This is a genomic window from Salsipaludibacter albus (genome assembly GCF_019798055.1).
Classification (GTDB): domain Bacteria; phylum Actinomycetota; class Nitriliruptoria; order Nitriliruptorales; family Nitriliruptoraceae; genus Salsipaludibacter; species Salsipaludibacter albus.
This window is the reverse complement of record NZ_JAHOPH010000005.1, coordinates 101,306-121,929: the sequence shown is the minus strand read 5'-3', so window position 1 is coordinate 121,929 and position 20,624 is coordinate 101,306. Positions and strand designations below refer to the sequence as shown.

1 protein-coding gene (cut by a window edge) is annotated in these 20,624 nt (G+C 73.3%); it reads left to right on the top strand.

Annotated features, from left to right (window positions below; genetic code table 11):
- The first annotated feature begins 64 nt into the window (after positions 1 to 64).
- Positions 65 to 20,624, top strand: partial view of a Calx-beta domain-containing protein gene (locus KR546_RS04765; RefSeq protein ID WP_238443559.1) — the 5' portion only. It continues 18,833 nt past the right edge of the window; the window shows 20,560 of its 39,393 coding nt (coding positions 1-20,560); the start codon lies at positions 65 to 67; its stop codon lies beyond the right edge, outside the window.

The window sequence follows — 20,624 nt, the reverse complement described above, 5'->3', positions numbered from 1 at the left end:
GTGTGCGATCCGATGTCCACGGGGGGCCGTGCGGACATCGACGCCTCGTTGGGGACCACCGGGGATGCAGGAAGTTGGGGCACTGCCGACGGGTCGGCGCGCGCTCATGGCGCTCGCCTCGGCCCTGCTCGTGCTGCCACTCGTCCTGCCGACCACCCCGACCGTCGTCCCGACCGTCGACCTCGATCCCCTGCCCACGGTCATGCCGGTCCGCACGCCCAGCCCCCAGCAGCTCGGGGGCGTCATGGACCAGGCCAGGACCTTCTGGCAGACCGTCGTCCCCGCCTCCGCCGACCGCCGCATGGTGGCCGCGAGCAGCGTGCTCGACGGCGACGTGGCGGCCCTGTCGGCGGGTGAGCTCGACGCGGCCCTGGCCGGTGCGCTGTCGGACTGGGCCGATGCGGACCCCGACGCCGACCTGTCCGGCATCGGTGCCACGGTCGGTGACCTGCCGGGCAGCGAGCTCGGTCGGACCTCCGGTCGCACCATCACGGTCGACGCCACCGCCGCCGGCCACGGCTGGGGCGACGGGGGCATGCACCTTCGCACCGTCCTGCGCCACGAGATCGGCCACGTCCTCGGCCTCGACCACGCCGGCGATGGGCTCATGGAGTCGTCCCTGGCGCCGGGGGAGAGTCACGGTGTGACCGCCCCGCCGGCTGCGGCCGAGTCCAGTGAGCCTGCGGGCGACCACGAGGAGGAGCACGCCGAGACGGCCCACGCCGAAGAGACGACCGACGACGACAGCGGGTCCGACGACGCCCCCGAGGACGCCGCCACCGACGACTCGTCCACCTCCGAGCCTGCGGGCGAGGACGACACCACCGATGCCCCCGACGAGGCCGAGACCACCGACGAGCCCGACGCCACCGACGAGTCCGACGCCACCGACGAGTCCGACACCGCCGAGGAACCAGGCGAGGCCGAGACGACCGACGAGGTCTCCTCGGAGCCGGACGACGACGCGTCGTCGGACGAGCCCGAGGACGAGGCCGTGGAGCCGGCCGTCGAGCCCGCCACCACGGACGCCGCGGACAGCGACGCGGCCGTCGAGGCCACCTCGCACTGGTCGGTCGCCGGCGACGTCGCCACCGCGACGGTCGCCGACGGCGAGGCGTTCGCCCACGTGCTGCGCCACGACGCCGACACCAACTCCCTGGCCCTGGTCGCCGCCGACGGAACGGTCGACCGCCTGTCGCTCGACGGCATCACCATCGTGCACCTCCTCGGTGGCGCCGGCGACGACACCCTCACCGTCGACGCCACGCTGGTCGGCGCGACCGCCTCGATCTCGTTCACCGGGGGTGGTGGCACCGACACGGTCGCGGGACCGGCCGGGGACACCACCTGGACGGTGGACGGCGACGGGGCGGGGTCGCTGCCGGGGCTCGCCTTCGACGGCGTCGAGGTGCTGTACGGCGCGGCCGACAACGAGGACGTCTTCGACGTGGCCCACGGCGCCCACGTCCGGACGGTCGACGGGGGACTGCGGGGGTACGACACGCTGCGCGTGCGCGCCGACCGGGTGTCGTCGACCCCCACCGGGCCCAAGTCCGGGGTCGTCGTCGTGGACGGCCGCGCGATCGCCTACGCGGACCTGGAGCCGGTCGACGTCAGTGCCGCCGACGTCACGATCAACGGCCGCGACGATGCGCTCCTGCTCGACGGCGACTGGATGAAGGTCGCACCGAACGGCGCCACCATCGAGGTGCGCTACTTCGAACCCCTCACCGGCTCCACCGAGCTGCCACTCGTCGAGTACACCTTCTTCACCATCGCCGGGACGAACTCGGTGACGATCAATGGCGGTGACGGCACCGACACGGTCGAGTTCACGGGCGACTTCCTGGTGCCGGGCGCCGACCTGACGGTCAACGCCGAGAAGATCAAGGTCGCGCCGGGCGTGACGATCGACGTCGGGTCCGGCGACATCACCTTCAACGCGCGCGCGACCAGCAACGGGCAGTCGGCCTTCGGGATCACCTCGACGCTGCTGGGGGTCGAGGGCAGCATCGACGTCGACGGTGCGACGCTCGTGGGCAACGTCGTCCTGCTGGACGCGCTGGCGGGGACTGCCCGCACCGCGGTCGACGGCGCCTCCCAGGACCTCGCCGGCGGCACGCTGACGGTCGACTCCACGGACGGCTTCGCCGACGACGGCACGCTGGTGATCGACGGGATCACGGACGCCTGCTCCTACACCGGCACCACCGACACCTCGTTCACCGGGATCACCGGCTGCACCGGGACGCCCGCCGACGACGCCGTGGTGAACGGCCCGATCGTCGAGGACGGTGACGAGACCGGCATCAACTCGGCGATCGTGCAGCTGATCTACGACGCCTGGGTCCGGGTCCGCGGCGCCTCCTCCATCACCGCGACCGGCAACGTGACGCTGGCCAGCCGGGTCGACGTGACCGCCATCGCGCGGGCCCGCGGGTTCGACCGGGGCGAGTGGGACAGCGCCACCGCCTACGCCGAGGGCGACGTCGTCACCGACCCGACCGACGGCAACCGCTACGAGGCCCAGAACCCCGTTGGCCCGAGTGCCACCGCGCCCAGCGCGGACGGCACCAACTGGGACGACGTCACGACCCGCGACTCGTCGGTCGCCGCCTCCGTGCTGGTCGCCTCCGCGGTCAGCCAGGTGTCCGACACCAGCGTGATCGACGCCGGTGCGAACACGGTCTCGATCACGTCGCGCATGGACACGAACGTCACGACGGTCGGCGACTCCTCGCTGGCCGGCTCGGGAGCCGGCGTGGCCGTCGGCGTGGTCGTGACGACGTCGCGTGCCTTCGTGGACAGCTCGGCCGCCACGCCGATCACCGCCGGGGACCTCACGGTCGAGGCGGCCACGGACAACCAGACCCCGACCAGCTCGGCCGCCGCGCCCAGCGGTGCCCAGGGCAACGACCAGTCCGCCAACGACCCCACCCGCACGACGGAACAGGCAGACGCCGCCGACGGCCGGGCCGACGGCCAGTCGCAGACCGCGGACGGTGCCCAGGACCTCGCCGCCTCGCTCGCGGTGACCGTGCTGGTGGCCACCACCGAGGCATTCATCGATCCGGGCGCCGCCGGGGCGCACGCCGTGGCCGTGCCGGGCGCCGTCGTCGTGCGTGCCGCGGCCCGCAACCGGGCCTCCGCGACCGCCGATGCCGGCAACGTCAAGTTCGTCCCCTCCACGCCGTCCCTGACCGCGCAGGCCGGTGGGACGCTCGCCACGGACACCACGTTCTTCTACGTGGTGACCGCGCTGTTCGACGGCGACGAGAGCCTCCCCAGCGCCGAGGCCCAGCTGGCGATCGCCGACGGCGCCACGGACCGCACCATCGAGGTGACCTGGACCGAGGTGGCTGGCGCCACCGGCTACCGCATCTACCGCGGAACCGAGGCCGGATCGTGGGTCCGGATCGGCGAGGTCGGCGCCGTGCTCACCTTCGTCGACGACGGCAGCGCCGCCCCCGGCGCCGAGACCCCGCCCACCGAGGACGCCGCGTCGGGGGTCGGGATCGCGGTCGCCGTCAACGTGGCCGAGATCATCACCCGGGCCTGGCTCGCCGGTGAGCTCGACCTGTCGGCAGCCGACAGCGTGACGGTCGAGGTCACGACCGGCGGCGACCCGTCAGCCTTCGCGGCGTCATCCACCTCGGGCGCGGGGGGCAGCGACGTCGGGGTCGCCGGTTCGCTCGCCGTGAACATCGTGCTCGCCACGGCCTCCGCGACCGTCGGCACGGACGCCGACGTCATCGCGACCGGCACGGACCTCACGCTCGCGGCGGCCAGTGACCAGGACGTCGCGACCAGCGCCACCGCCGGCGTGGACGCCGGATCGGGTGACGCGACCGGCATCGGGGCCTCGGTCGCACTGGCCATCGTCGATGCCACGACGTCGGCGTCCCTGGGCACCGGCTCGACCCTCACCGGCGCGGATGCCGTGAGCCTGGCGGCCGACTCGGACACGGACGTCGCCACCGAGGCGCGCACCGGCGCCAAGGGCGGGACGGCCTTCGCGCCGGCCATCGCCATCACCGTCTCGACGGTCGACACCGCCACCCTGCTCGCCACCGCCGATGAACTCCTGGAGGTCGGGAGCCTCGCGATGGGCGCCGACCAGGCTGCCACCGTGGCCACGACCGCGACCGGCGGGGTCACCGAGGCGACCGGTGCGGCCGTCGGGATCGCGCTCGCCTTCACCTGGGCCGACCACCACGTCTCGACCACCGTCGCCCGGGACGTGACCGCGACCGGCGCCGCCGGTGTCGAGCTCACCGCCACCCAGCAGACGACCACCTCGGCGACCGCGTCGGCGTCCGCCGCCGGTGCCGAGGACACCGGTGAGTCGGCGGACGACCAGGCCACGGCCCAGCGCGACTTCGCCGACCAGCGGGCCGCCGACAACGGGGCCAGCCAGACCGACGACACCGTCGCCACGCCCGACGCCGAGTCGGAGCAGTCCGGCGAGATCTCGGTCGCGGCCGCGTTCGCCATCAACCTGACGACGACCTCGGCGACCGTGGTCGTCCCCGACGGCGTCACCGTGACCGCCACGGCCGGGCCGGTCCTGCTCCGGTCACGTGCGAACACGACCGCGACGGCCAACGCCACCGGGTCGGCCGCCACGAACGGCTCCGGGACCGCGGTCGGGGTGGCCGTCGCCATCAACCTGGCCACGGTCGTCAACCGGGCCCTGGTGGCCGGGACGGTCGATGCCGCCGGGCTGGTCACCGTCGAGGCCGCGATGGCGACCGCCGACACCGACGACACGACGCACACCTTCGCATCATCGGCGACGTCGGGGGCCAGTGGGGGCGACGTCGCGGTGGCGGTGTCGCTGGCCATCGGCATCTCCAACGTCACCACCGAGGCGCTGCTGGCCGACACCGCCGACGTGACCGGCGCCGGCGGGGCCACGCTGGCCGCCACGTCCACCAGTGAGACCACGGTGTCGGCCACGCCTGCTGGCGACGCCGAGGGCGACGACCTCGGCGTCGGCGGCTCCGTCGCCCTGGCGATCGTGACCGACCGTGGCCGTGCCGAGGTGCCCGCCGGTGCGGTGCTCGCGCTGCCCGGTGGCAACCTCGCGATCGTCGCCTCGGGCGGCCACTCGACCACCACCACGGCCCAGGCCGGCGCCGCCGGCGGTGTCGCGCTGGCACCCGCGGTCGCCGTGACGATCTCCAACGTCTCCCGCGTCGGCCGGTTGCTCGGCGACGACGCCACCTCCGCCCTGACCCTGACCGGTTCGCTCGAGGTCGCGGGACGGGCGCCCCCGGCCACCAACACGGTCACCACCAGCTCCGTCGGCTCGAGCTCGTCGAGCGGGGATGCTGCCGTCGGTGTCTCACTCGCCCTGGCGTTCGTCACGCACGACCACCTCGCCACGGTGACCCGGGACATCGCCGCCAGTGGCTCCGCCACCATCGAGGCCGCGGGCCAGACCGACGTCACGACGTCCGCGACGGCATCGGCCGCGGGGACCGAGTCCAACCCCAGCGGCGACGTCACCACGCAGGTCGCCAACGAGCGCACGGCAGCCGACGACACGGCCGCGAGCCACTCGTCGGACGGCTCCGGCTCGGGCACCAACGACACCCCGGACGCCGAGACGTCGTCGGGGCCGATCACCATCGCCGCCGCCGTTGCCGTCAGTGTCGTCACGACCACCTCGGTGGCCACCATCCCGGTCGACGTCTCCGTCACCAGCGCCGGCGCCGTCGTGGTCCGGGCCCTGGGCAACGCGGACGCGACCACGGTCGGCGACGGTGGCGCAGCCGACGGCGGCGCCGCTTCGGTCGGCCTCGGGGTCGCGATCACCGACCTGGACGTCGACACCCTCGCCGAGGTCGCGGGCACCGTGACGGCGGCCGGACTGACCGTCGAGGCCGGCATGGCCACCACCGACGGCGACCAGTTGCGTCGCTTCGACGGGACCCGGTGGGTCCGCGTCGACACGGGCGCGTCGCTGCCCACCCGGGACCTGCACCAGTGGGACGCCGACGACGAGGAGTGGAAGAAGGTCGACTCGGGCGACGAGTTGCCCGACGACGCCGACGCGGACGCCGGCGACGCGTTCATCCTCACCGAGGAGGACGACGGGACCGCGGCCGGCACCTACACCCGCAACGACACCGACGACGGCTGGGACCCGGTCGACCTCGGCACGGTCGACGACGGCGACGCCTTCCCCGACGAGCCCGACGACGGCGACCTGTTCGTCCTCGAACCGGCCGACGACGCCGTCTTCGAGCTGACCGAGACCGACGGCGCGAACGCCCCGGGCGTCTACCAGTACGACGCCGACGCCGACACGTGGAACGCGGTCGCCAGCCCCGACATCGAGCTGGTCACGGCGTGGCCGCAGGCCCCCGCCGAGGGCGACTTCATCCGCCTGGCCGAGCACGCCACGGGAGCAGAGGCCGTCTCCGGGGCCACCGGGACGGGCGTGTCCGTCGCGATCTCGTTCGGGCTGGTGGTGGCGAACATCCGCGCCACCGGGCGCCTGGCCCCGACCGCCGACGTCACCGTCACCGGTGGTGGGGCGGTGACCGTCGCCGCCCGGTCCAACGCCGCGACCACGGTGGTCGCTCGACCGCGCGAGATCGTCGTGGGCGGCGATGTCGGCGTGGGCGCCGCGGTCGCCCTGGCGATCGTGGACGACGCGGCGCTTGCCGAGATCGCTGACGGCGCGACCGTCGACCTGTCGTCGGCGGGTGCCGCGACGGTGGCGGCGTCCGGCGGGCACACGTCCACCACCACGGCCGAGGCGGGCGCCTCCTCCGACGGGGTCGCCCTGGTCCCGTCGGTGGCGATCACGATCTCCAACGTCGACCGCACCGCCCGGGTCGGGACCGGCGCACTGCTGACCACCGGCGACGACCTGGTCGTCGCCGCCCGCGCGAACACCGCCGAGACCGGTGCCCACACGACGGCGAAGGGCGCGGCATCCGCGGCCGGCAGCGCCGCGATCGGCGTCGCGCTGGCCCTGACGTTCGCGACCCACGAGGTCACCGCGATCGTCGAGCGCGACGTGACCTCCGGCGGTGGCGTCACCCTCGAGGCGATCGGCCAGTCCTCGACGTCCGCCACGGCGGTCGCCTCGGCGGCGGGCCAGGACTCGGAGGACACCGGCGCCGACGACGGCGACGCCGAGGCCGAGAGCGGCGTCAACGAGCTGGCCGACCGCGAGCGGGCCGCCGCCGACAACCAGGCCGCCGCCGAGGGTGCCCAGGGCAGCACCACCGGCGAGACCCCCGAGGCCGAGTCCGAGCAGTCCGGCCCGATCGCCGTCGCCGCCGCGATCGCCGTCAACCTCACCGACACCACCGCGACCGCGACGATCCCCGCCGGCGTGACGGTGACGGCGACCGGTGCCGTCACGGTGCGTGCGACCGCCAACACCGATGCGGCGGCGAGCGCCGACGGCTCGGCGGTCGACGGTGGCACGGTGGGCATCGGCGTCGCGGTGGCGATCAACCTCGCGACCATCGTCACCCGGGCGACCGTGGCCGGCACGATCGTGTCCGGCGGGCTGGTGGTCGACGCCGACATGACCGAGTACTTCGGCGACACCACCCACACGCTCGGGGCGAAGGCCGTCTCGGGAGCCTCCGCCGGTGACGTGGGCATCGCGATCTCGCTCGCCCTGGCGATCTCCAACGTGACGACCCAGGCGCTGCTGCGTGACGTCGCCGACCCGACGCCCAACGTCGCGACCGTGACCTCGACCGGCGACATCAGCATCACGGCCGACAGCCGGGCGGAGACCACCGCCGAGGCGTTGCCGCACGAGCCGGCCGAGGGCACGGACTTCGGTGTCGGCGGGTCGGTTGCGCTCAACCTGGTGACCGACCGCGCGCTCGCCGAGATCCCCGCAGCCACGTCGTTCCTGACGCCGATCGGCGGCGACGTCACGGTCGCCGCGGGTGGCGGGCACTCGTCGACGACCACGGCACGTGCCGGGGCCAAGGGTGGCGTCGCCCTCGCCCCGGCGGTCGCGGTCGTGATCTCCAACGTCTCGCGCACGGGCCGGGTGCTGGGCAGCTCCGACCCGGCGCTCGACCTGTCCGGGTCGCTCACGGTCGCGGGTCGCGCGCCTCCGGCGACCAACGACGTCATCACGACGGCGCAGGGATCGACCGAGTCGACCGGGGACGCCGCCGTCGGGATCGCGGTCGCGCTGTCGTTCGTCTACCACGACTACGTGGCCACGACGGAGCGCGACGTCGTCGCCGGCGGCGACGTCACCTTCGAGGCGTTCGGCCGGACCCACGTCGAGACCGAGGCCGTCGCGTCGGCCATGGGTGGCGAGAACGACCCCGACCCGGCGGAAGACGGTGAGGAGGACGGCTCGGAGGACGAGGGCAACCAGGGCGGGGTCAACGAGCTCGTCAACGCCGAGCGCGACGGTGCGAGCGGCCAGGCCGCCGACAACGGCGGTGAGGGCACCACGCAGGACGCGCCCGACGCGGAGTCCTCGCAGGGCTCGATCAACGTCGCGGCCGCGGTCGCCGTCAGCCTGGTCACCACGACCGCGAGCGCCACGGTCCCCGACGGCGTGACCATCACCGCCACCGGTGGCACGGTGGCCGCTCGCTCGTCGGCCAATGCGGACGGCCAGTCGACTGCCGACGGTGGCGCGGCGGACGGCGGTGGCAGCGCCGCGGTGGGCCTGGGTGTCGCGATCACGCTCAACGACGTCACCAACATCGCGATCGTCGCGGGCGACGTGACCGCGGCCGGCCTCGAGGCCACGGCGGACATGACGACCTCCGACAGCGACCAGCTGCAGCGCTTCGACGGGACGCGCTTCGTCCGCGTCGACCGGGGCGACGAGCTGGTCCAGCGCACGCTGTATCGCTGGGTCGAGGCCGACGGGGAGTGGCAGGAGGTCGACGACGTCGACGACGGCGAGGAGCTGCCCGAGACCGCCGGTGCCACCGATGGTGACCTGTTCCGGTTGACCGCCACCGACGACGGCAACGCCCCCGGCCACTACCGCTTCGACGGTGGCACCACGACCTGGGTGGCGATCGACGACGCGAGCACCTTCCCGGACGAGCCGGACGACGGCGACCTGGTCGTCCTCGAGCCCGTCGACGACGCGTGGTTCGAGCTGCGGACCGACGACGGCGACGACGAGGCCGGGGTCTACCAGTACGACGCCACGGCCAACGACTGGACCCGGGTCCACGACCTGGTCGACGCCGACATCGCCACGGTCGTCGCGTGGCCGGACTCGCCGTCCGAGGGTGACCTCGTCCGCCTGGCCGAGCATGACACCCAGGCGCTCGCCGTCTCGGGTGCGAGCGGTGCCGACGTCGCCCTGGCGGTCTCGTTCGGGCTGGCCATCGCGACCATCGACACGCGCGGTGCGATCACCGGCGACGCGGTGGTCGTGGTCAGCGGCGGCGAGGACCTGGTCCTGCGGGCTCGCTCCAACGGTCGCACGATCGCCTCGGCGACCCCGCGCCCGAAGACGTCCAGTGGCGACCTCGGCATCGGCATCTCGGTCGCGCTGGCGATCGTCAACGACCACGCCGTCGCCGAGGTCGCCGACAGTGCCGACGCGACCCTGTCCGGCACGGGCGCGGTCAGCATCGAGGCGCTCGGTGGCCACCACACGACCACGACGGCCCAGGCGGGGGCGTCGTCGGACGGCATCGCGATCGTCCCGGCGGTCGCCATCACCATCTCCAACGTCAGCCGGACCGCACAGATCGGGGCCGGTGCCGGGGGTGGCCTGGTCGCGTCGGGTGACGTCGCCATCCGTGCCGACATGTCGACCGCCGCGACGGCGGCACACACCTCCGCCGCGGGCGCGGCCGAGTCGGCCGGCGACCTCTCCCTGGGCATCGCGGTCGCGCTGACCTTCGCCACCCACGAGGCGATCGCCACGACCCAGCGCGACGTCACCGCCGGCGGCGACGTCACCATCGAGGCGATCCTGCAGTCGGAGACCTCCGCCACCGCGGTCGCGTCGGCCAAGGGCGCGAGCCCCTCGGAGGAGCCTGCGGCCGGCGACGGGGACGGCGATGGCGAGAGCGAGGCGGGCCTCAACGAGATCATCGGTGGCGAGCGCAACCAGGCCGACGCACAGGCCGACGAGAGCGCCGGCGGAGGCAACAGCGGCGACGCCGAGGACCCGGCCGCCGAGAGCGAGTCCGGGCCGATCAGCATCGCCGCCGGCGTCGCCGTCAACCTCACCACGACGAATGCGCTGGCGACCATCCCCGCGACCGTGACGATCGACAGCGGGGGTGCCACGACCCTGCGCGCGCTGTCCAACAGCGACGCGACGGCCAGCGCGGACGGTTCCGCGATCACCGAGTCGGCGGACGCGGGCATCGGGGTCGCCGTCGCGATCCTGCTGGCCGACGTCACGACGCAGGCACGGGTGCTGGGCACACTCGTCGCCGGCGGTGGGCTGACCGTCGAGGCCGGCCAACTCACCTTCTTCGGCGACGCGAAGCAGGTCTTCGGCGCGAGCGCGGTGTCCGGTGCGTCCGGTGCCGGGGTGAGTGTCGCGCTGTCGCTCGGGTTGGCCATCGTCAACGTCCACCACCTCGCCGAACTGGCGGCTGGCTCGGAGGTGACCGTCTCCGGCGGTGACATCGCGATCGAGGCGTCCTCGACGGGTGAGACCACCGTGGAGGCCACGCCGAAGGGCAAGGCCGAGGGCGAGGACGCCGGCATCGGCGCCTCGGTCGCGATCGCCCTGGTCGACGACTTCGTGGACGCGCGGGTCGACGCCGCCGCGACCCTGGTCACGACCGGCGCGGCCGACATGTCCGTGGTGGCCACCGGCGGCCACTCCGTGACCAGCCACGCCGAGGCCGGCGCGGCCGGGAGCGTCGCCGTCGCGCCGTCGGTCGCGATCACCCTGTCCAACGTCCGCCGGTCGGCCATCGTGGCCGACGACGGGACCCGCGGGCCGCTGACCCTGACCGGGTCGCTGACCATCGCCGCGCGCGCACCCCCGTCGGACAACCTGGTCACGTCCACGGCGAAGGGCGCCGCCGAGTCCACGGGTGACGCCGCGGTGGGCATCGCCTTCGCGCTGTCGATCGGTGACCACGACTTCACGGCCGAGCTCCAGCGCGACGTCACGGCCGGGGGCGACGTCCTGGTCGAGGCGATCGGCCGCAGCCGGGTCGTCTCGGACGCCACCGCCAGCGCCGAGGGTGCCCCGGGCGACTCCGACCCCGGGACCGAGGACAGCACCAACACCGAGATCGCCAACCAGCGCGACCACGCCGACACCACCTCCACCGCCAACGGCGGCAGCGGGACCGCGCCGGCCGAGGCGTCCTCCGGCTCGGACGGTGAGCAGGCCGACACCGCCAACGCCGACGGCTCGAGCTCGCCGGTCGCGGTCGGGGCCGCCATCGCGGTCAACATCGCGGGGGCCACCTCCACCGCCACCATCCTCGACGGGCTGACCATCACCGCCGCCGGGTCCGTGACCGTCCGCGCGGCCGCGAACGCCGACGGCCGGGCCGATGCCAACGGCCAGGGCAAGGTGTCCGGGGACAGCGCCGGGATCGCCGCCGCGGTCGCCGTCAACGTGCTGACCGTCACCAACACCGCGACGCTCGGGGACACCACCGTCACCGCCAACGGCGTCAGCGTCCAGGCCCTGATGGCGGCCTCGACCCTCGACCCGGTCCGCCGCTGGGACGACGGGGACGACGAGTGGGTCCTCGTCGACCAGGTCGACGAGCTGCCGGAGGTCGAGCTGTACCAGTACCAGTCCTCGCAGGACCTCGGTGGTGGGGAGTCCTCGGACGCGAAGTGGGTCCGCGTCCCCGAGGGCGACACGCTGCCGACCTCCGCACCCGCCGAGAACGGCGACGCCTTCCTGCTCACCGCCCAGGACGGGGCCAACGCGCCGGGCGTCTACACCTGGGACGGGGCCTCGTGGGTCGTCCACGGTGGCAGCATCGACCAGGGCTCGGCGTTCCCGGAGGGCTCGATCGGGCTGGACATCCTGCCGTTCGACCCGGGTGCGCCGAGCAACAACGACCTGTTCCGCCTCGACCCGGAGGACGACGCGTACGTCCACCTCACCGAGGCCGACGGTGACGACGCTCCCGGCGTCTACACCTGGGACGAGGTCGACGACGAGTGGGACCTGGTCGCGGCCAACGACGCCGTCGCCGGCGGCGCGTTCCTGCCGTCCTCCCCGGCCGCGAACCAGCTGTTCCGCCTCCACGCCCACGAGGGCACGGCGACCGCGCAGGCCGGCGCGAGCAGCAACGGCGACGTCGGCATCGGCGGTGCCGTCGCGGTCAACGTCGTCACCGTCACGACCACGGCGATCGTGCCGACCGGTGCGACCGTCGCCGCGGGCACGGGCGACTCCACCATCGAGGCGCAGAGCAACAACCACGACATCGCCACCGGCAAGGCCAGCGTCAAGGGTGGGTCCACCGGGGTCGGCATCGCGGTCGCCGTCCAGGTCCTGACCGTCACGACGACGGCGGACATCGCGGACGGCGTCGCGTTCACCGGCAGCGACGACCTGACCGTGAAGGCGTCCACGTTCCAGGAGGCCGTGAACGAGGTCGCGGCCGGCGCGGACGCGACCGGCGGCTCGGGCAACGGCGTCGCGCCGGCGGTCAGCCTGACGATCTCGACCGTCACGACCCGCGCCCGCGTCGGCACCGGCACGGGCGTCGCGGCCACCGGCGCGGTCACCGTCGAGGCGAACTTCTGGGGCTCGTCCTCGGTCGAGGCCGACGCCGCTGCCGGCGGCAAGAACGTCGCGGTCGGCGCGGCGATCGCCGTCAACGTCGTGGTGACCGACACCTTCGCCGCGACCTTCCGTGACCTCTCCGGCGACGACGGCGTCGCCGTGCGCATCACCTCCGTGGCGCTGACGAGCGCCAACTCGACCGCCGGCGCCAAGGGCAAGGCCGACAACAGCGACGAGGGTGCGAACGCGGACGAGCAGGCCGAGAACCAGGTCGACGGCAACCCCAACACCTCGGGCAGCAGCACCGACCTGCCGGACTCGACGGAGGGCACCGACGAGGCCAGCAGCCAGTCGTCGTCCGAGACCGGGAACAGCAGCAGCGGCACCGGTGTCGCGGCCTCCATCGCGGTCAACGTGCTGGTCGAGAACCAGGACACGCAGTCGGGCGCCTTCGTGGCGGCCGGACTGTCGCTGACCGCCGCCAACGGACCCGTCGAGGTCAGCTCGACCCACCACGTGGACGGCGAGGCACGTGCGATCGGCTACGCGATCGACTCCGACACCGCCATCGGTGCCGCCGTCGGCGTCAACGTCGTCGACGCGGCCGGGACGGCGACCGTCGGCGCCAACGCCACCCTCGAGGGCGAGAGCGTCACCGTCTCGGCCACGACCGTCACCGACGCGGTCAACGAGTTCCGCGTCTGGGGTGTGGCCGCCGCCGGCGGGACCAACAGCTCCACCGCGGTCGCCGGCTCGGTCGGCGTCAACATCGTCACCCTGGTCAACGAGGCGACGATCGGCAGCGGTGCCACGATCACGGCCTCCGACGGCGACGTCACGATGGACGCCTCCTCGCCGGTCGGCATGCAGAACCTCGCTGCCTCCGGCGCCCTGGGCGACACGGCCGTCGGCGCCGCGGTGGCCGTCAACGTCGTCACCGTCTCCACGCTGGCCACGATCGGTGACGACGCCGACATCGACGCGACGGGCACCATCGCGCTGGACGCCACGTCGTCGCTGTCCCCGATGGCGCTGGGCGACGAGATCCCGCTGGTGGGCGACGTCGAGATCACCTCGCTGGGCCTGGGCGGCGCCGTCTCGGCCGACAGCGGTGGCGTCGCCGTGGGTGGCTCGGTCATCGTCGACGTGCTGACCTTCACGACGATCGCCCGGATCGGCGACGACGCCGACATCAACCAGGACGGCCTCACCCCGGGCGCCGACCAGGGGCTGTCGATCACCGCGTCGTCGACGACCGAGCTCAAGGGCGGCGCCGGCGGTCTCGGTGGCACGCTCGGCAACGCCGGAATCGGCATCGGCATCGCGGTCCACGTGGTCACCAAGGACACCCGGGCCGAGCTCGGCATCGGTGCGACGGCGACCTTCGACGACGACGTGACCATCGCCGCCATCGGGGGCGAGGAGATCCTCACCGTCGCCGCCTCGGTGGGCGCCTCGACGTCGGTTGGCATCTCCGCGTCGGTCATCGTCGCGGTCGTGACCACCGGGACGCGCGCCTCGATCGGCAGCACCGCGGGCAGTCCCGGCACGGTCCTCGCGGGCGGGGACCTCGCCGTGACCGCGACCGACCCCGACGACATCCAGCTCTACGCGGGTGGCCTGGCCTTCGGCTCCAGCGCCGGCATCGGCGTGTCGAGCACCACCCTCGTGCGCACCTCGACGGTGCTCGCGTTCGTCGGCTCCGAGGCGTCCGGAGGTGCGAACGCGGCGAACGCGACGCTGGCCGCCAAGGGCGCCATCGGCCTGACGGTGGCCGCCACGCAGTCGCAGGACATCTTCCTGCTGGCCATCGGCGGTGGCGGCGGCCAGACTGCTGGGGTGGCCGGCTCGGCCAGCGTCCACATCACCGACGACACGACCCTGGCCTACCTCGGCGCGGGCACCACGGTCAACGACGACAACACCGGGGCGGCCGTGTCGCAGGGTGTCGCGGTGAGCGCCAGCGACACCACGATCGTCGACTCGGTCGCCGGCGCGCTCGCCATCGGCGGCACCGCCGGTGTCGGGGTCGGGGTCGACGTCCAGGTCATCACCAAGAACACGCGTGCCTGGATCGGCCGCTCGGCCGACGTCGAGGTCCGTGGCAACATCACCGTCGACGCCACCTCGTCCGAGGACATCCTGTCGATCTCGGCCGGGGCCGCGGTCGGGGGCACCGCCGCCGTCACGGTGAACGCCGACGTCTCGGTCCTGACCATCACCACCCAGGCCTACGTCGACGGTGGCCCCAACCCCGCTGACGGCTCGCTGCTGACCGCCGACGGCAGCATCCGGGTGGCTGCGAGCGAGTTCACGGAACTCCAGGCCATCTCCGGGAACATCTCGGTCTCGGGCACGGCGAGCATCGGCGCCGCGGCCGCCGTCCCGGTCGTGACCAAGACCACCGAGTCATGGATCGGGGCGAACAGCATCGTCGTCGCCAAGGGGACGCTGACGCTGCCGGCAGCCACCGGGACCTCGAGCTCGACGATCACCGAGACGCGGTTCCGGCCGAGCACGGACGTGAACACGACCACCGACGTGATCACGCTGCCCTACGCCCACGGCCTCGAGGACGGCGACAAGGTCGTCTACTACTCCGGCGGTGTCCTGGACGACCCGGCGACGGCCGCGGACGAGAGCACCGGTGCGATCGGTGGGCTCAAGAACGGCGGCGTGTACTACGTCGACCTGGCGGGCGGCACGCTGGGCCCGAACCAGTTGCGCCTCAAGACGATCCTCAACCCCCTCGCGCTCGGCCAGCCGGACGCGAACATCTTCGACGCCCCCGGCACCGGTCACGCCATCAGCGGTGACGGTGGCACCTGCACCTTCAACTCTGCGGGCGTCGCGGGTGACACGATCACCTGCACCGGGGCACACGGGTTCACGACCGGCGACGCGGTCGAGTACACCGAGGGTGCCAACGGCGGCCCGACCGGGCTCACCGAGGACCGCACGTACTACGTCATCGTGGTGTCCGGCACGCAGATCCAGCTGGCGCTCACCGAGATCGACGTCGCCGACGGCATCATCGACCTCAGCGGCACCCTGCCGACGCGCCGGATCCACCGCATCGTGTCCGCCGTGGCGGCCGAGGCGCCCAGCGCCCCGGCGCCCACCTTCGACCCGACCCTCGACGTGAACGTCGGGGCGAACACGATCACCCTGCCCTACGACCGCCCCGACGGCGACCCGTGGGCGGCCGGCGACGAGGTCCGCTACTACGCCGGTGGTGGCACGCCGATCGGTGGCCTCGAGGAAGGCGTCACCTACCGCATCTTCGACGTCGTCGGCGGCAACGTCGTGCGACTCCAGACGGTCGACGAGGAAGGCGACGCGACCGGCGTGATCGTCGACCTCACCGGCCCCGTCGCGGGCATCGGGACCGACCACACCCTGCTGCCGGCCAACGAGTCGCCGCCGCCGAACCAGCTCGAACTGTTCGGTCTGCGATCGACGGTGACGAGCACCCCGCCGTTCCGCGGCGTCGCCGTGACTGCCACGAACCGCGACGACATCGCCACGATCGGGATCTCCGGTGGGGCGGCCGGTTCGGTCGCCGTCAACGTCGGTGGTGCCGTCACGATCGTCACCGCGACCACCACGGCGACCATCGGTGACGACGTCACCATCAACGTCGGCGTCACGGACGCCCACACCGACCAGTCGGTGCGCGTCGCCGCCAGCAACGAGTTCGAGCACCTGGGCATCGCCGGTGCGCTCGCGCTGGCCGGCGCGGTGGCCGTCGCCCCCGCCGCCGACGTCCTCGTCGCGAACCTCACCACCACGGCCGCGGTCGGCAACGACGCCCACCTGCGGGCCGAGGACGACATCGAGGTTCGGGCCACTGCCGACGAATCGATCATCTCGGTCTCCGCGGGACTGGCCGGCGGTGGCACGGTGGCCGTGGGTGGCGCCGTCGCGGTCATCGTCATCACCAGCACGACCGCCGCGACAGTCGGCACCGGCGTCACGCTCTACGCCGTGGGCGACATCCTCGTGTCGGCCCGCGACGAGTCGAGCGTGGTCATGGTGGCCACCGGCCTGGGCATCGCCGGGACCGTCGGGATCGGCGCCTCGGTCGGTGTGCTGACCCTGACCAAGGACACGACCGCCACGATCGGCGCGAACGCGACCATCGACGCCAAGGGCGTCGGGCCGGACCTGTCGGGGATCCACAACGACGTCATGTCGGGTGGCGAGTTCCAGACCGGGACGATGGGCGGCCTCGCCGTCCAGGCCGTGTCCTTCACCGACGTCGTCGGACTGGCGATCGCCGGCGGTGGCGGCACGGTGGGGATCGCCGGCGCGGTCGGTGTCACGGTCGTCACCATGACGACCACTGCCAGCATCGCGGGTGGTGCGGTGATCAACGCCGATCGCACGGGCCTGGGCAACCAGTCCGTCAACGTCGCGGCGGTCAGCAGCGTCTCGACCTTCACGCTCGGTGGCGGTGCCGCAGGTGGGTTGGTCGGGATCGCGGGCGCCGTCGACGTCGGGTCGGTCAGCACCGACACCGCGGCCTCGATCGGCAACGCCTCGCAGGTCTGGGCGACCCACGACGTCGGCGTCTTCGCACTGGCGAAGAAGGACTTCCTCACGCTGGCCGTGTCGGTCGGCGCCGGCTTCGTCGGCGTGTCGGGCTCGATCTCGGTCTGGTCGATCGGCACGGCCACGGACGGCACCTACGACGACGGCTCCTACGACGCCGCGGCGGACCGCGGTCCGTGGGCTCCCGGCACGGCGTACGCCGGCGGGGACATCGTCACCGGTTCCGACGGCAACGTGTACGAACTCAAGGAGAACCCGTCCTGGGGTGTCCTCACGGCGGCACAGCGACAGGCGGCCATCGACGAGGCTGCCGACAACGGCGACCCGTCACCCGACCAGGGCGTGTGGAACGCCGGGACCAACTACGCGACGGGCGACATCGTCAGCTTCGGCGGGGCGTACTACCGGGCGATCGAGGCCAACGACGGCGTCGCCCCCGGGTCGATCGGCGAGGACCCGGCCGCGTGGCGCGGCATCGGCAGGGACGCCTCGGCCGCGGACGACGAGTACCGCGACCTCATCGACAACTTCGGCGCGGTCGACCGTGGGGTCTGGGACGCTGGGACGGCCTACGCCGTCAACGACATCGTCCGCGTGGGCAACCGCTACTACCTCGCCACCAAGCCCGGGACCGGTGACGACCCCGAGGCGTGGGGGCGGATCAGCGACGATTCCCTGTCGACCGAGAACGGCAGCGCGAGCGAGCAGGCCGATGCATCCGCGTCCGGCACCGACGGGAGCAACGGCTACCGCAACATCCTCGACGGCACGGACAGCGGGGACACCGACCCGCTCTCGACGCGCATCACCGGCGCCACCTCCAGCGCGAGCGCCGGCATCGCCTCCAACGCACCGGGGGAGACGGCGACCGAGGACCGGCTGGCGGTCGACTCGCCGGGCGGCACGAGCGCCTCGATCGGCACGGGCGTGACGATCATCGCCGGTGGCGACGTGGAGGTCGTCGCCGAGGAGGAGTTGACCTTCACCGGGATCGCCGGCGGGATCCAGGGCGGCGTGGTCGCCATCGGGGCCTCCGTCCTGGTCGTCAACATCGTCAGCAACGTGACCGCCACGATCGGTGCCGGTACCAGCATCACGGCCCTCGCGGGGCACGTGAAGGTGCTCGCGCGCTACGACGAGGACCTCACCGGGGTCGCGTTCACCGGGGGCGGCGGCGTCGTCGCGGTCGGTGCGCAGGTCGTCGTGATCAACGCCACTGCCACCCAGGTCGCGTCGTTCGCGAGTGGCGCGGTCCCGGCGGCCGCGACCGGCATCGACGTCGACGCGACCGCCGACCGGGACCTGTTCGTGATCACGATCGGCGTGGCGGGTGGCCTCGCCGCCGCCGGTGCCGGCATCGGCGTCGCGAACCTGGACGGTGACACGACCGCGACGCTCGGCAACGTCACGGCCCTGGGCACGGCCGGCGTCGTCGGCTCGGTCGACGTCCGCGCCACGACCGACGTCGACGCCCAGTCGCTGGCGATCTCGGTCCAGGGTGGCGGCCTCGCGCTGTCGGCCGCCGTGGCGATCGTCAACGTGACCGGGACCACCTCGGCGTCGGCCGGCTCCTCCGGGACGGTCGGCAGCGGCGGCATCAACGTCGTCGCCACCGGCAACCAGGCCATCGACGTCGACGCGATCAACATCTTCATCGGCGCCATCGCCCTGGGGGCGACCGTCGCGATCGCCGACAGCGATCGCGCCACCCTGGCCAAGCTGTCCTCGACCGCCGCCATGGCCACACCGTCCGGGCACGTGACCATCCAGGCCGAGGGGCACAACTCCGCCGACGTGTTCACGCCCGGAGGTGGCGGCGGGGGCGTCAGCATCAGCGCGATGGTGCCGATCGCCACGGTCTCCGGCCTGACCCAGGTGGAGGTCCTCGGCGACATCACGAGCTCGCAGTCGATCACGATCCGTGCCATCGGTGACCACCAGGCCGACGCTGAGGCGATCATCGGCAGCCTCTCCCTGATCGGCGTCTCGGGGGCCGTGGCCGTCGCGACCATCGCGTCCGACGCCGACATCGACGCCATCGTCGCCAGCACCTCCCAATTGGTCTCGTCCGGCAGGGTCCTGGTCGAGGCCCGGATGCTCGATCGCCTCGGTGCCGTCTCGAGCAACCACGCCGACGCCGACGTCTCGATCATCAACGGCGGCATCCTCGGGTCGGTGTCGATCGCGGTGGCCATCGCCGAGACCAACGGCCGGGTCCACGCCCGGGTCGACGGTGACATCACCACCACGAGCGGCGCCGTCGACAGCGTCACCGTGCAGGCCACCGGCCACAACGATGCGGACGCCGACACGCTGGTCGTGGGAACCGGGCTGTTCGCCGGCGCCGGCGCCGGCGCCGTCGCCACGGTCGGCAGCGGCTCGGACGTCGAGGCCCGGGTCGGCCTGGCCTCCACGGTCAGCACCAACGGGGGCATCGTCGTCGATGCCGTGTCCGACATGGACGCCGACGCCGAGTCGCACATGGGCACCGGCGGGCTGGTCGCGATCGGCGTGTCGATCCCGCTGGCCGAGATCGGCGGCACCACCCGCGCCGAGTTCTCCGGTGACGTCACGCAGGGCGACTCGCTCACCGTCACGGCCACCGGGATCTACGAGGCGGTCTCGTTCACCGTCCCGGTCGCGGTCGGGCTGATCGCGCTCGCCGGGGCGTACGCCGAGGCCACGATCAACTCCAGCGCGTCCGTCGAGGCCCACATCGGGCCGCCCGTCACGGTCGAGGGAGGCGCGGACCGCCCCGACATCACCGTCAGTGGTGACGTCGAAGTGAAGGCCGACGCGGAGATGCGCGCCGACGCCGAGGCGGACTCGATCGCCGGTGGCCTGTTCGCGCTGTCGATCATGCTGCCCAACGCCACCGTCCACGGCGCCACCCGCGCCTTCGTCCGCGAGGGCACGGCGATCTCCGCCGACTCGCTCACCGTCCAGGCCGGCGAACTCGGCAACCGGATCGTCTACCACACCGAGGCCAGCAGCAAGAACCTGGCGATCGGCCTGATCGCCGGCGTGGGGGTCGACGCCAACGCCCTCACCGCGGGCGTGGTCGAGGCCTTCGTCGGCACCCCGGTCGGTGCCAGCCAGGGCTTCAGCTCGGTCGGCACGACCCTCATCGACGTCGACGAGCCGCTGGTGGTGCGCGCGTACTCCGACATGGACGCGATCGCGGACGTCGGCGCCGGCACCGGTGGCGGCGTGGCCATCGCCGCCCTGTTCCCGACCGCCGAGGTCGCCGGGACCACGCGGGCGTTCGTCGGCCAGGGCGCCGACATCGACGCACCGAGCCTGGACATCGACGCGAACGGCGTCTACAACGCCGACGCCGACACGACCGCGGTCAGCGTCAGCCTGGCCA